Origin of the sequence: Pseudomonas sp. FW305-25, from assembly GCF_017351415.1 — a bacterium.
GTDB lineage: Bacteria > Pseudomonadota > Gammaproteobacteria > Pseudomonadales > Pseudomonadaceae > Aquipseudomonas > Aquipseudomonas chlororaphis.
Genome location: NZ_JACNDE010000009.1, coordinates 30044 through 43872, shown reverse-complemented (window position 1 = coordinate 43872; position 13829 = coordinate 30044). Strand labels below are relative to the sequence as shown.

Annotated in this window: 15 protein-coding genes and 1 tRNA gene; 3 read left to right on the top strand and 13 right to left on the bottom strand. The window is 60.5% G+C overall.

The window, feature by feature from the left end; genetic code table 11:
• Position 1: 1 nt before the first annotated feature.
• The 7 genes from hscB to trmJ all read right to left on the bottom strand — a co-directional run bounded on the left by hscB (position 2) and on the right by trmJ (position 4957).
• Positions 2-523, bottom strand: a complete 522-nt coding sequence (hscB, locus tag J4E58_RS11105; RefSeq protein ID WP_007929525.1) for a co-chaperone HscB — start codon at positions 521-523, stop codon at positions 2-4.
• A gap of 8 nt (positions 524-531) precedes the next feature.
• A complete protein-coding gene (gene iscA, locus J4E58_RS11100; RefSeq protein ID WP_007929524.1) occupies positions 532-855 on the bottom strand; it encodes an iron-sulfur cluster assembly protein IscA in 324 nt (107 codons plus the stop codon).
• A gap of 48 nt (positions 856-903) precedes the next feature.
• Positions 904-1290 (bottom strand): Fe-S cluster assembly scaffold IscU, encoded by a 387-nt coding sequence (iscU, locus tag J4E58_RS11095; RefSeq protein WP_007929523.1) that lies wholly within the window; start codon positions 1288-1290, stop codon positions 904-906.
• Between the two features lie 102 nt (positions 1291-1392).
• Positions 1393-2607, bottom strand: coding sequence for an IscS subfamily cysteine desulfurase (locus J4E58_RS11090; RefSeq protein WP_009045441.1), 1215 nt, complete (start codon positions 2605-2607; stop codon positions 1393-1395).
• Positions 2608-2657: 50 nt separating this feature from the next.
• Complete coding sequence (iscR, locus tag J4E58_RS11085; RefSeq protein ID WP_009045442.1) at positions 2658-3149, bottom strand: Fe-S cluster assembly transcriptional regulator IscR; 492 nt, start codon at positions 3147-3149, stop codon at positions 2658-2660.
• Positions 3150-3408: 259 nt separating this feature from the next.
• On the bottom strand, positions 3409-4185 hold the full coding sequence (gene cysE / locus J4E58_RS11080) for a serine O-acetyltransferase (RefSeq protein WP_007929518.1): 777 nt from the start codon (positions 4183-4185) through the stop codon (positions 3409-3411).
• Positions 4178-4957, bottom strand: coding sequence for a tRNA (cytosine(32)/uridine(32)-2'-O)-methyltransferase TrmJ (gene trmJ, locus J4E58_RS11075; RefSeq protein WP_087090044.1), 780 nt, complete (start codon positions 4955-4957; stop codon positions 4178-4180). Before trmJ ends, cysE begins: the two co-directional genes overlap by 8 nt.
• A 256-nt stretch (positions 4958-5213) precedes the next feature.
• Here trmJ and suhB point away from each other — a divergent pair, with 256 nt between their 5' ends.
• Positions 5214-6029: an inositol-phosphate phosphatase gene (gene suhB / locus J4E58_RS11070; RefSeq protein ID WP_007929514.1), complete on the top strand. Its 816-nt coding sequence runs from the start codon at positions 5214-5216 to the stop codon at positions 6027-6029.
• 146 nt (positions 6030-6175) lie between these two features.
• Here suhB and J4E58_RS11065 read toward each other — a convergent pair whose 3' ends face one another.
• From J4E58_RS11065 to queA, 6 genes are all read right to left on the bottom strand, one after another.
• On the bottom strand, positions 6176-6724 hold the full coding sequence (locus tag J4E58_RS11065) for a glycine zipper 2TM domain-containing protein (protein ID WP_007929513.1): 549 nt from the start codon (positions 6722-6724) through the stop codon (positions 6176-6178).
• Positions 6725-6844: 120 nt separating this feature from the next.
• Complete coding sequence (gene secF, locus J4E58_RS11060; RefSeq protein ID WP_007929512.1) at positions 6845-7759, bottom strand: protein translocase subunit SecF; 915 nt, start codon at positions 7757-7759, stop codon at positions 6845-6847.
• Between the two features lie 9 nt (positions 7760-7768).
• Entirely contained in the window at positions 7769-9637 is a 1869-nt protein-coding gene (gene secD / locus J4E58_RS11055) for a protein translocase subunit SecD (protein ID WP_007929511.1), read from the bottom strand.
• A gap of 62 nt (positions 9638-9699) precedes the next feature.
• Positions 9700-10035 (bottom strand): preprotein translocase subunit YajC, encoded by a 336-nt coding sequence (yajC, locus tag J4E58_RS11050; RefSeq protein WP_007929510.1) that lies wholly within the window; start codon positions 10033-10035, stop codon positions 9700-9702.
• Between the two features lie 47 nt (positions 10036-10082).
• Positions 10083-11198 (bottom strand): tRNA guanosine(34) transglycosylase Tgt, encoded by a 1116-nt coding sequence (gene tgt, locus J4E58_RS11045; protein ID WP_162096445.1) that lies wholly within the window; start codon positions 11196-11198, stop codon positions 10083-10085.
• 14 nt (positions 11199-11212) lie between these two features.
• Positions 11213-12262 carry a tRNA preQ1(34) S-adenosylmethionine ribosyltransferase-isomerase QueA gene (queA, locus tag J4E58_RS11040; protein WP_087090042.1) on the bottom strand — a complete coding sequence of 350 codons (1050 nt, stop codon included), beginning with the start codon at positions 12260-12262 and terminating at the stop codon, positions 11213-11215.
• 108 nt (positions 12263-12370) lie between these two features.
• Between queA and J4E58_RS11035 the strand changes: the two genes are divergently transcribed.
• Both J4E58_RS11035 and ppk2 read left to right on the top strand, forming a co-directional pair.
• Positions 12371-12455, top strand: a tRNA-Leu gene (locus J4E58_RS11035).
• Positions 12456-12743: 288 nt separating this feature from the next.
• A complete protein-coding gene (gene ppk2 / locus J4E58_RS11030; protein ID WP_087090040.1) occupies positions 12744-13829 on the top strand; it encodes a polyphosphate kinase 2 in 1086 nt (361 codons plus the stop codon).

Below are 13829 nucleotides of genomic sequence, written 5' to 3'. Positions count from 1 at the left end.
GTTAATCGTCGAGGCGCTCTTCTAACTGGCGCACTTCGTAGGTGAGCTTGTCGAGGAACTGCATGCGCCGCATCAGGCGCTCGGCCTGTTCGCGTTGCGCAGCATCATCCCAACAGGCTGCGAAGCTTTCGTTCAATTCATCCTGGGCCACTTTCAGGCGGCGCTTGAAAGCTGCGATACCGGCCAGATCGGCCTCGTCTTGCAGATCCTCGAGCTCTTCGCGCCACTGCATCTGCTGCAGGAGGAACTCCGGATCGTGCACCGTGACCTCCAGCGGCAGCTCATGGCCGCCCATCGCGAGCAGGTATCGCGCGCGCTTGGGAGGACTCTTGAGAGTCTGGTAGGCCTCGTTGAGGCTGGCGGATTGTTCCAGCGCCAGGCGCTGCTCACGCTCGGAAGCGTCAGCGAAGCGGTCCGGATGAACGGCACGCGCCAACTCACGGTAGCGCGTGGCCAGCTGCTCGAGATCCAGGCGGAAGCTCGGTTGCAGCTCAAATAAAGCGAAATGACAAGGAGTACCCACGAGCCGCCTCAGATGTTGAAGCTTTCGCCGCAGCCACATTCACCGCGCACGTTGGGGTTGTTGAACTTGAAGCCCTCGTTCAACCCTTCCTTGACGAAGTCCAGTTCGGTGCCATCCAGGTAGGTCAGGCTTTTCGGATCGATGATCACTTTCTCGCCATGACTCTCGAACACCTGATCGTCTTCACCGATCTCGTCGACGAACTCCAGGACATAGGCAAGGCCGGAACAGCCCGTGGTGCGAACACCCAGACGAATCCCATCACCTTTGCCGCGCCCGTTGAGGGAGCGCCGCACGTGTTGAGCAGCCGCTTCTGTCATGCTGATAGCCATCGTGACTCCTTACTTGTCGCTCAATCTGTGAAAGCTGATCCGCGAAAATCAGATCAGGCCTTTCTTCTGCTTGTAATCGCGAACGGCGGCCTTGATGGCGTCTTCGGCGAGTACCGAGCAGTGGATTTTCACTGGCGGCAGGGCCAGCTCTTCAGCCAGCTGAGTGTTCTTGATGGTCTCTGCTTCATCCAGAGTCTTGCCTTTCATCCACTCGGTAGCCAGGGAGCTGGAGGCGATAGCCGAACCGCAACCATAGGTCTTGAACTTGGCGTCTTCGATGATGCCCTGTTCGTTGACCTTGATCTGCAGGCGCATCACGTCGCCGCACGCCGGAGCGCCGACCATGCCGGTGCCGACATCAGGATCTTCCGCGTTCATCTTGCCGACGTTGCGCGGGTTCTCGTAGTGGTCGATGACCTTTTCGCTGTAAGCCATGATTCTTAATCCTCACTCATCAGGGCCGCTCTTGAGCCCCTGTAGTTACGCCTGCGTCAGTCGCCGCGTCGCTACAGGAGCTGTACCTGGCGGCTTCTATATTTAGTGTGCCGCCCACTCGATCTTCGAGATATCGACGCCGTCTTTGTACATGTCCCACAGCGGCGACAGAGCGCGCAGCTTGGTTACGGCCTCGCAGACTTTCTGCGCGGCATAATCGATTTCTTCTTCGGTGGTGAAGCGGCCGAAGGTGAAGCGGATCGAGCTGTGTGCCAGTTCGTCGTTGCGGCCCAGGGCGCGCAGTACATACGAAGGCTCCAGCGAAGCCGAGGTGCAGGCCGAACCGGAGGAAACCGCCAAGTCCTTGAGCGCCATGATCAGCGACTCGCCTTCGACGTAGTTGAAGCTCAGGTTCAGGTTGTGCGGTACGCGGGAGGTCATGCTGCCGTTGATGTACAGCTCCTCCAGGTGCTCGACCTGCTTGTAGAAGCGGTCGCTCAATGCCTTGATGCGCAGGTTTTCGGCAGCCATGTCTTCCTTGGCTACACGGAAGGCTTCGCCCATGCCAACGATCTGGTGGGTGGCCAGGGTGCCGGAACGCATGCCGCGCTCGTGACCGCCGCCGTGCATGGTCGCTTCGAGGCGAACCCGCGGCTTGCGGCTGACGTACAGCGCACCGATACCTTTAGGACCGTAGGTCTTGTGGGCAGAGAAGGACATCAGGTCGACTTTCAGCGCCTGCAGGTCGATGTCGACCTTGCCGGTGGACTGAGCCGCGTCGACGTGGAACAGAATGCCTTTGGAACGAGTCAGCTCGCCAATGGCGGCGATGTCGTTGATGGTGCCGATTTCGTTGTTCACGTGCATGATCGAAACCAGGATGGTGTCATCGCGCAGGGCGGCTTCAACCATGGCCGGAGTGATCAGGCCGTCTTCGCCCGGCTCGATGTAGGTGACTTCGAAGCCTTCACGCTCGAGTTGGCGCATGGTGTCCAGGACAGCCTTGTGCTCGATCTTCGAGGTGATCAGGTGTTTGCCCTTGGTGTGGTAGAAATGCGCGACACCCTTGATTGCCAGGTTGTCGGACTCGGTGGCACCGGAGGTCCAGACAATTTCACGCGGGTCGGCATTGACCAGGTCAGCCACTTGGCGACGGGCATTTTCCACCGACTCTTCGGCTTTCCAGCCGAACACGTGGGAGCGGGACGCCGGGTTACCGAAGTTTCCGTCGACCAGCAGGCATTCACTCATCTTTTGCGCGACACGCGGATCAACCGGGGTGGTCGCTGAGTAATCAAGGTAAATCGGCAATTTCATGGACTCTCTCCTAAATCAGGCTGGCTGGCGTGCCGCTAGCTCTTTGGCTGTCATTCGACGGCGGACGCTTCAATCTTGTCCAGGTGCTGCGCCTTGCCATTACAGCGGCGCTGATCCTGACGCTGGGCTACTTCTTGCACCTCACGGCGAGTCACAAGGTCAGCCAAGCTGATACCGCTCAGAAATTCGTGAATCTGCAGGCTCAGATCGCACCACAGGTGGTGGGTCAGACAGGTGTCGCCGGAATGGCAATCGCCCTGGCCCTGGCATTTGGTTGCATCGACCGACTCGTTCACCGCATCGATCACCTGGGCCACCTGAATGCCTTGCATGTCACGCGACAGCTGGTAGCCACCGCCTGGACCACGCACGCTGGACACCAGATTGCTGCGGCGCAGCTTGGCGAAGAGCTGTTCGAGATAGGACAGGGAGATGCCTTGGCGCTCAGAGATATCGGCCAGGGACACCGGCCCATGTTGCGCGTGCAACGCCAAGTCAAGCATGGCTGTTACCGCGTATCGGCCTTTTGTAGTCAGTCGCATGGACAAGTACCACGGAGTGTTTCGGGATGGGAGCGAGTATGCAATTCCCGAGTAATTAAGTCAACTATAAGACCTACTACTTTAGTCAGGTTTACCCGCAAAAGAGCGCGCGAATCATAGCAAAGTCTGCAGGGTAATGGCACGCCCTGGATTTGCTCGGTGACTAATGGGTTGCCAACGCCCTTTTGGGCGCTGCACGAGCAGGCTCATTTCGACAAAGCGAGCCCGCTCGCGATCAACGCCAAAGCGCCCGAAAGGCTCAGCCGACCTGGCTGTCGCCCTTGTCCTTGACGCCCGCGAAGTCCTCATCGCGCAGCGCCGGCAGATCCTTGGCACAGTAGTTACTGCCCAGATCCTTCAAGGCCCCGCACATACCCTCCAGACGTCCATCGACGGCCTGCAAGTGATCGAGCAACTGGCCAATGGCCCGCGCCACCGGGTCCGGCATGTCCTCGCTGACCCCATAGGCGTCGAAACCGAGCTTCTCGGCCATGGCCTTGCGCTTGGCTTCCTGCTCGTCATCGGACTTGACGATGATGCGCCCGGGAATACCCACCACCGTGGCGCCCGCCGGCACCGCCTTGGTCACCACCGCATTGGAGCCGACCTTGGCGCCCGCCCCTACAGTGAACGGCCCCAGCACCTTGGCGCCCGCCCCCACCACCACGCCATCTTCCAGGGTCGGATGACGCTTGCCCTTGTTCCAACTGGTGCCGCCCAGGGTCACCCCCTGATAGAGGGTGACGTCGTCACCGATCTCGGCGGTCTCGCCAATGACGATGCCCATGCCGTGGTCGATAAAGAAACGGCGCCCGACCTTGGCCCCCGGGTGAATCTCGATCCCGGTCAACCAGCGCCCGAAGTTCGACACCAGGCGCGCCAGCCACTTCCAACCCATACCCCACAACGCGCCGGACAGGCGATGAATCCAGATGGCGTGCATGCCCGGGTAGCAGGTCAGGACCTCGAACGCATTACGCGCCGCCGGGTCACGATGGAAAACACTCTGGATATCTTCACGCAAACGCTCAAACATCATCATTCTTCCGCTTAAGGAGCTCGCCACGGGCCGCTTTCTGGGTCTCCGTGAGGATGCCACGCAAAATATTCATTTCCGCCCGGCTCACCGAGCTGCGTCCGTACAACCGGCGCAGGCGCGCCATCAAGTGCCGTGGCTTTTCCGGATCGAGGAAGTCAATGGCCACCAGCGTCTGCTCCAGATGCTCGTAGAACCGCTCCAGCTCATCCATGGTCGCCAGCTCATCACTGCGCGGCGACGCCACTTCATCCTTCTCGACCTTGCTCGGCTGGCCTTCGGCCGCCAGCCAGGACATACGCACTTCATAAGCCAGTACCTGCACCGCCGTCGCCAGGTTCAGCGAGCTGAACTCCGGGTCCGAAGGGATATGCACGTGAAAATGACATCGCTGCAATTCGTCATTGGTCAGGCCGGAATCCTCACGACCGAAGACCAAGGCAATTTCGGCACCCTGCCCTGCCTCCTGCACCACCTTGACCCCGGACTCCCGGGGATCGAGCAACGGCCAGGGAATACGCCGGTCACGGGCACTGGTGCCAAACACCAGGGTGCAGCCGGCCAGGGCATCTTCCAGGGTGGCGACAACTTGAGCGTTTTCCAGAATGTCGGTAGCGCCGGAGGCGCGCGCATCGGCCTCATGGGACGGGAAAATCTGCGGCTCGACCAGCACCAGCCGCGACAGCCCCATGTTCTTCATGGCACGCGCAGCCCCGCCGATGTTCCCGGGATGACTGGTATTGACCAGGACGACACGAATGTTCTGCAGCAAGGGAGGCGCTCTCGGACACGGGAAAGGGGAGCAAATCTTACAGAACAGCCAGCACTCCCGCCTCAAAAATAACTGCTTCTGGATCGCACCTTATAGAAGCCGACCAGCTCCAGACGAACCGCCACTCGTCAAAATGTGCGCGTATTTACGGGCCCGGGCGGCAGTTCAAGGCAAGCGGAGCGAATGTCGACCTTCATCTGCAAAAGTTTTCTGCTAGAATGCTCGGCTTTCTTTAACAACCTTAGGTGACCTATCCATGCAGCCAATGCTGAATATCGCGCTGCGCGCCGCCCGCAGCGCCAGTGAACTGATTTTCCGCTCCATCGAGCGCCTGGATACCATCAAGGTCGACGAAAAAGACGCCAAAGACTACGTATCCGAAGTTGATCGTGCTGCCGAGCAGAAGATCATCGACGCATTGCGCAAAGCCTACCCGACTCACGGTATTCTCGGCGAAGAAACCGGTCTGCACGCTGGCAGCGGCGAAGGCGAAGACTATCTGTGGATCATCGACCCGCTGGACGGCACCACCAACTTCCTGCGCGGCATTCCTCATTTCGCTGTCAGCATCGCCTGCAAATACCGCGGTCGCCTGGAACACGCCGTGGTTCTGGACCCGGTGCGCCAGGAAGAATTCACCGCCAGCCGTGGTCGCGGCGCCCAACTGAACGGTCGTCGCCTGCGCGTTAGCGGCCGCACCAGCCTGGATGGCGCCCTGCTGGGTACCGGCTTCCCGTTCCGTGACGACCAGATGGACAACCTCGACAACTACCTGGGCATGTTCCGCGCCCTGGTCGGCCAGACCGCCGGCATCCGCCGCGCCGGCGCTGCCAGCCTGGACCTGGCCTACGTGGCTGCCGGTCGTTTCGACGCCTTCTGGGAGTCGGGCCTGTCCGAGTGGGACATGGCGGCGGGCGCCCTGCTGATCCAAGAGGCCGGCGGCCTGGTGAGCGACTTCACCGGCGGTCACGACTTCCTGGAAAAAGGCCACGTGGTTGCCGGCAACACCAAATGCTTCAAGGCGGTCCTCACCGCCATCCAGCCGCACCTGCCGGCTTCGCTGAAGCGCTAAGCGCCAGCGACAAAAAAGCACCCCTCGGGGTGCTTTTTTTATGCCTGGGATTTGTCGGAAAACACTCTTTCTGTAGAAGCAAACCCAAGCCACAGGCAATAAAAAAGCACCCCGCAGGGTGCTTTTTTTGATTGACGCCGAAAGGCTTATTGCACCGGCTGGTTCTGGCCCAGGATCAACTGACCTTCCTTGTTGACCGGAATCTGGCTGCCTGGATCACGGTCCATACGCACCTGACCCTGCTTGCCATTCAGTTCGTACTTCACGTCATAACCCACGACCTTTTCACTGATGTCGTTGACCGTGTTGCAGCGAGTCTGAGTGGTGGTGTAGGTGTCACGCTCCTGCATGCCTTCCTGCACCTTGTTACCGGCGTAACCACCGCCGACCGCACCGGCGACCGTGGCGATCTTCTTACCTGTGCCGCCGCCGATCTGGTTGCCCAGAAGGCCACCGGCCAGCGCACCGACCACCGTACCGGCGATCTGATGCTGATCCTTCACCGGAGCCTGACGGGTCACGGTGACGTCCTTGCACACTTCACGCGGTGTTTTGATCTGTTGTTTGACCGGCTGAACTGCCAGCACCTGCGCATACTCAGGGCCACTATTGACCAGCTTGTAGGTGGCAACAGCCCCCCCAGCAGTCACAGCGACGGCACCTAATACCGCACCAACTAGCATCGACTTGTTCACGTGAACCTCCTGACCTTCACAAGCGGGACAAGCCCGCGCTTCTCCCAGCCTTGGAGCATAAAAAAAGGCGCGAGTTCAATACTCGCGCCTTTTCGACTGCTTACCGGGAAGGGAAAACCGTTATGGACGGTCGTCGACTTCCTTCTCGGTATTGGCCGGAGGAATCAAGTCCTCGCTGCTCAGGTTCAGCCAGATCAGCACCACGTTGGCGATGTAGATCGACGAGTAGGTACCCGCCAGAACACCAACGAACAAGGCGATGGAGAAGCCCCACAGGTTGTCGCCACCGAAGAACAGCAGTGCCGCGATCGCCAGCAGGGTGGAGATCGAGGTCGCCATGGTGCGCAACAGGGTCTGAGTGGTCGAGATGTTGATGTTCTCGATCAGGCTGGCCTTGCGCAGCACACGGAAGTTCTCACGCACCCGGTCGAACACCACGATGGTGTCGTTGAGCGAGTAGCCGATGATCGCCAGTACCGCCGCCAGCACCGTCAGGTCGAAGGTGATCTGGAAGAACGACAGGATACCCACGGTCACCACCACGTCGTGGATCAGGGAGACGATGGCGCCGACCGCGAACTTCCACTGAAAGCGGAAGGCCAGGTAGATCAGGATGCCGCCCAGCGCCATCAGCATGCCGAGGCCGCCCTGGTCGCGCAGCTCTTCACCCACTTGCGGGCCAACGAACTCGACGCGCTTGACCTGCGCCGGGTTGTCGCCGCCGGTCTTCTGCAGCGCCTCCGCCACCTGGTGGCCCAGTTGCGGGTCTTCACCCGGCATCCGCACCAGCAGGTCGGTGGTCGCACCGAAGCTTTGCACGATCGCTTCGTGATAGCCGGACTCGCTCAGTTGAGCACGAACCTTCATCACATCCGCCGGACGCTCGTAGGTCAGCTCGATGAGCGTACCGCCGGTAAAGTCCAGGCCGTAGTTCAACCCCTTGTGGAACCAGCTGAACAACGCCAGAACGGTCAGGAGCAAAGTGACGCCGAACGCAACGTTCCGCACGCCCATGAAGTTGATAGTACGTAACATGGCAGCCCCTTAAATCCACAACTTCTTGAAGTCACGACCGCCGAAGATCAGGTTGACCATCGCGCGGGTCAGCCAGATGGCCGTGAACATCGAGGTAAAGATCCCGAGGGACATGGTCACCGCAAAGCCCTTGACCGGGCCGGTGCCCATGGCAAAGAGAATCCCGCCGACCAGCAATGTGGTCAGGTTGGAGTCGAGAATCGCGGTGAATGCCCGGCCGAAGCCTTCGTTGATTGCCCGCTGCACGGTCATGCCGGCGGCGATCTCTTCACGTATCCGCGAGAAGATCAGTACGTTGGCGTCCACCGCCATACCCATGGTCAGCACGATACCGGCGATACCCGGCAGGGTCAGCGTAGCCCCCAGCAAGGACATCAGGGCCAGCAACAGCACCATGTTCAGCGCCAGCGCCACGGTGGCGATGATGCCGAAGAAACGGTAGATGGCGATGATGAACAGCGACACGAACAGCATGCCCCACAGCGACGCATCGATACCCTTGGTGATGTTGTCGGCACCCAGGCTCGGGCCGATGGTGCGCTCTTCGGCGAAGTACATCGGCGCGGCCAGGCCACCGGCACGCAGCAGCAGCGCCAGCTCAGAGGACTCGCCCTGGCCGTTCAGGCCGGTGATGCGGAACTGGCTACCCAGCGGCGACTGAATGGTCGCCAGGCTGATGATCTTCTTCTCTTCCTTGAAGCTCTGTACCGCCACGTCTTTCTCGACACCGTCGACCACTTGCTTGGTGTAAGTGGTGGTCGGCTTCTGCTCGATAAAGATCACCGCCATGCTGCGACCGACGTTGCTGCGAGTCGAACGGCTCATCAGCTCGCCGCCGTGGCCATCGAGCTTGATGTTCACCTGTGGACGACCATGCTCGTCGAAGCCCGCCTGGGCGTCGGTCACCTGGTCCCCGGTGATGATCAGGCCACGCTCGATCAGCGCAGGAGGACGATTGCCTTCACGGAACTCGAAAGACTCGGAAGTGGCTTTCGAAGCGCCCGGCTCGGCGGCCAGACGGAACTCAAGGTTGGCCGTCTTGCCCAGGATACGCTTGGCTTCAGCGGTGTCCTGCACGCCCGGCAGCTCAACCACGATACGGTTGGCGCCCTGGCGCTGAACCAGAGGCTCGGCAACACCCAGCTCGTTGACGCGGTTACGTACCGTGGTCAAGTTCTGCTTGATGGAGTATTCACGGATTTCCGCCAGCTTGGCCGGGGTCATCGCCAGACGCAGCACCGCCTGACCATTGAGGTCAGCCGGAACAATGTCGAAATCGTTGAAGTTCTTGCGGATCAGCGCACGGGCCTGTTCACGGGTCGCTTCGTCGCTGAAGCCCAGCTGAATGGCACCGCCCAGCTGCGGCAGGCTGCGATAGCGCAGACGCTCTTTACGCAGCAGGCTCTTCACATCGCCTTCGTAGACTTTCAGGCGTGCGTCGAGGGCTTTCTCCATGTCCACTTCCAGCAGGAAGTGCACACCACCGGACAAGTCCAGGCCCAGCTTCATCGGATGCGCGCCGAGGTTGCGCAGCCATTGCGGGGTGGTTTGTGCCAGGTTCAATGCAACGACGTAGTCGTCACCCAGGGCCTTGCGCACGACGTCCTTGGCTGGAAGCTGGTCTTCCTGCTTGGTCAGACGCAACAGGCCGCCCTTGCCCTTGGCCGCGATGGTCGCTGCCTTGACGTTGATCCCTGCGTCGGTGAGCGCTTTGCTCGCACGATCCAGATCCGCCTGAGTGACCTGCAACGCGGTGCTCGCGCCGCTGACCTGAATGGCCGGATCATCAGGGTATAGATTGGGAGCGGAATAAATAAAACCGATCGCCAGCACCGCCAGGATCAGTACGTATTTCCACAGAGGGTATTTGTTCAGCATCACGCCGCCCGTTTATGAAGCGGGGCGCCTTGCGCGCCCCGTCGATTGGTAAAAGATGAAACTTAGATCGCCTTCAGCGTGCCTTTTGGCAGCGTGGCAGCGATAGCGCCTTTCTGAAACTTCATCTCGATAGTGTCGGAAACTTCCAGCACTACGAAGTCATCGGTCACTTTGGTGATCTTGCCGGCGATACCGCCAGTAGTCACAACTTCGTCACCTTTCTGCAGGCTGCCCAGCAGGTTCTTTTGCTCTTTGGCGCGCTTGGCCTGTGGACGCCAGATCATCAGGTAGAAGATGACCAGGAAACCGACCAGGAAAATCCACTCAAAGCCAGTGCCGGCGGGGCCAGCAGCAGGTGCAGCAGCATCAGCCATTGCAGTCGAGATAAAAAAGCTCATGTAACACTCCGGATAATTGCAAAAGTGGGTCTAAACGTCTTTAGAACTTATTCTAAAGGCGGCACGGGTAACCCGCGTTTGGCATAGAAGGAATCGACAAAGGCGGCCAATGTACCCTGTTGAATAGCCTCGCGCAAACCAGCCATAAGCCGTTGGTAATGACGCAAATTATGGATGGTATTGAGCATGCTCCCCAGCATTTCGCCGCACTTGTCCAGATGATGCAGATAAGCACGGGAGAAGTTCTGGCAGGTATAGCAATCGCAGGTCGGATCCAGCGGCGAATCATCATGGCGATGGAACGCGTTGCGGATCTTCAGCACGCCAGTGTCAATGAACAAGTGCCCATTGCGGGCATTACGGGTTGGCATCACGCAATCGAACATGTCCACACCGCGGCGCACACCCTCAACCAGATCTTCCGGCTTGCCAACACCCATAAGGTAACGAGGTTTGTCTGCTGGCATCTGGCCTGGCAGGTAGTCCAGCACCTTGATCATCTCGTGCTTGGGCTCGCCCACCGACAGGCCGCCAATGGCCAGGCCGTCGAAGCCGATCTTGTCCAGGCCTTCCAGGGAGCGCATGCGCAGGTCCTGGTGCATGCCGCCCTGGACGATGCCGAACAGCGCCGCCGTATTGTCGCCATGGGCGTTCTTCGAGCGCTGGGCCCAGCGCAGCGATAGCTCCATGGACACCCGCGCGACGTCTTCGTCGGCCGGGTACGGGGTGCATTCGTCGAAGATCATCACGATGTCCGAGCCCAGGTCGCGCTGGACCTGCATCGACTCTTCCGGGCCCATGAAGACTTTGGCGCCGTCGACCGGCGAGGCGAAGGTCACGCCCTCCTCCTTGATCTTGCGCATGGCGCCCAGGCTGAACACCTGGAAACCGCCGGAGTCGGTGAGGATCGGGCCTTTCCACTGCATGAAATCATGCAGGTCGCCGTGCTTCTTGATCACTTCGGTGCCCGGGCGCAGCCACAGGTGGAAGGTGTTGCCCAGGATAATCTCGGCGCCAGTGGCGACGATGTCCCGCGGCAGCATGCCCTTGACCGTGCCGTAGGTGCCCACGGGCATGAAGGCCGGGGTTTCCACAGTGCCGCGGGGGAAGGTCAGACGACCGCGACGAGCCTTGCCATCGGTGGCGAGCAGCTCGAAAGACATACGACAGGTGCGACTCATGCTTGATCCTCAGGGCCGCGTGGCGCGGGATTGCGGGTGATGAACATCGCATCACCGTAGCTGAAAAAGCGGTATCCATGCTCGACGGCAGCCTTGTAGGCGGCCATGGCTTCGGGGTAACCGGCGAACGCCGAAACCAGCATCAACAGCGTGGATTCGGGCAAATGGAAGTTGGTGACCAGGGCATCGACCACATGGAACGGCCGGCCCGGGTAGATAAAGATGTCGGTGTCGCCGCTGAACGGCTTGAGCACGCCATCGCGCGCCGCGCTTTCCAGGGAACGCACGCTGGTGGTCCCCACCGCCACCACCCGACCGCCGCGCGCGCGGCAGGCGGCTACCGCATCCACCACGTCCTGGCTGACTTCCAGCCATTCGTTGTGCATATGGTGATCTTCGATGCGCTCCACCCGCACCGGCTGGAAGGTCCCGGCGCCGACATGCAGGGTCACGAACGCGCGCTCGACGCCCTTGGCGGCAATCGCTTCCAGCAGCGGCTGGTCGAAGTGCAGCCCCGCGGTCGGCGCGGCCACCGCGCCCAGGCGCTCGGAATACACGGTCTGATAACGCTCGCGGTCCGAGTCTTCGTCCGGGCGGTCTATATAAGGAGGCAACGGCATATGGCCGACGCGCTCCAGCAGCGGCAGCACTTCCTCGGCAAACCCCAGCTCGAACAGGGTGTCGTGGCGGGCCAGCATCTCGGCCTCGCCACCGCCGTCAATGAGGATCTTCGAGCCCGGTTTCGGCGACTTGCTGGAGCGCACATGCGCCAGCACACGGTGGCTGTCGAGCACCCGTTCCACGAGGATTTCCAGCTTGCCGCCGGAGGCCTTCTGGCCAAACAGGCGCGCCGGAATCACCCGGGTATTGTTGAACACCATCAAGTCGCCCGGGCGCAAATGCTCAAGCAAATCAGTGAATTGACGGTGGGCCAGGGCGCCAGTGAGCCCATCCAGGGTCAACAGGCGGCTCGCGCGACGCTCGGCCAGGGGATGGCGGGCGATCAGCGAATCAGGGAGCTCGAAGGTAAAGTCAGCAACACGCATGATGGGGTTCGTCTAGCAGGGCCGGAAAGTTTAGCGGAAATAGCCAAAATTGACCATGAAACCTGATTGACCAACGGTAGGCACGTCTCTATACTTCGCCGCCATTGAGCCCTGATGGCGGAATTGGTAGACGCGGCGGATTCAAAATCCGTTTTCGAGAGAAGTGGGAGTTCGAGTCTCCCTCGGGGCACCAAACTTAAAAAAGACCTTGAAATTCAAGGTCTTTTTTTTCGCCTACAGAAAAGTGCCGCAGCCCCTGCGCGCCAGGATTCCGTAGGAGCGAAGCTTGCTCGCGATGAACGATGGCGGGGAGAGACTGGTACTGTGCAGCGTCTGTTTCGCGGGCAAGCCTCGCTCCTACAGAGGACTAAAAAGCACCAATGCAAACCAGCTCAAAAGCTTCCTTGATGCGCATCAAGAAGCCCTGACTTGTGTGCCATAGACTGTCTGAAAGACATTGGAGCGATCAGACAGGCCCGATATGAGCGAAGAATCCACCGCGCGTCCCCTTCCCAACCATCTTCCCGAAAAAGCCACACCCACAGCCAAACCGACGGTCACGGCCAGCAGCAAAAGCGCCCCACGCAAGCCCGCCACCCCACGCCCGCGCCGGCCACGCGCTACCACCAAACCTGCCGCGGCCAAAACCGCCGAGGCGGAAATCAGCGCCATCAGCCAGCAGCCGGTCGCCCTGCAGGTGGCCAGCGCGCCCCATGGCAGTAATGAAGACAGTTCCACCGCCAAGCTGCCGGCCAGTTACCCGTACCGCAGCCGCATGCGCCGCGCCGAATATGAAAAGGCCAAGCAGGAATTGCAGATCGAACTGCTCAAGGTACAAAGCTGGGTCAAGGAAACCGGGCAGCGCGTCGTGGTGCTGTTCGAAGGGCGTGATGCCGCGGGCAAGGGCGGTACCATCAAGCGCTTCATGGAGCACCTGAACCCGCGGGGCGCGCGGATCGTCGCCCTGGAAAAGCCCAGCGAGCAGGAACAGGGCCAGTGGTATTTCCAACGCTATATCCAGCACCTGCCCACCGCCGGGGAAATGGTGTTCTTCGACCGCTCCTGGTACAACCGCGCCGGGGTCGAGCGGGTCATGGACTTCTGCTCGCCCCTGCAATACCTGGAGTTCATGCGTCAGACGCCCGAGCTGGAGCGCATGCTGTGCAACAGCGGCATCCTGCTGTTCAAGTACTGGTTCTCGGTCAATCGCGACGAGCAACTGCGCCGCTTCATTTCGCGCCGCGACGACCCGCTCAAGCACTGGAAACTCTCGCCCATCGACATCAAGTCGCTGGACAAGTGGGACGAATACACCGCCGCCAAGCAGGCGATGTTCTTCCACACCGACACCGCCGATGCGCCCTGGACGGTGATCAAGTCGGACGACAAGAAGCGCGCGCGGATCAACTGCATCCGCCACTTCCTGCATTCCCTCGACTATCCGGGCAAGAACCTGCGCGTGGCCCATCAACCCGACCCGGTGCTGGTCGGCCGGGCGTCGCGGGTGATGGAGGAAGACGAGCGGGTGTACCGGGACAACCCCATGCCCAATCCCCCCTCGCCCTAA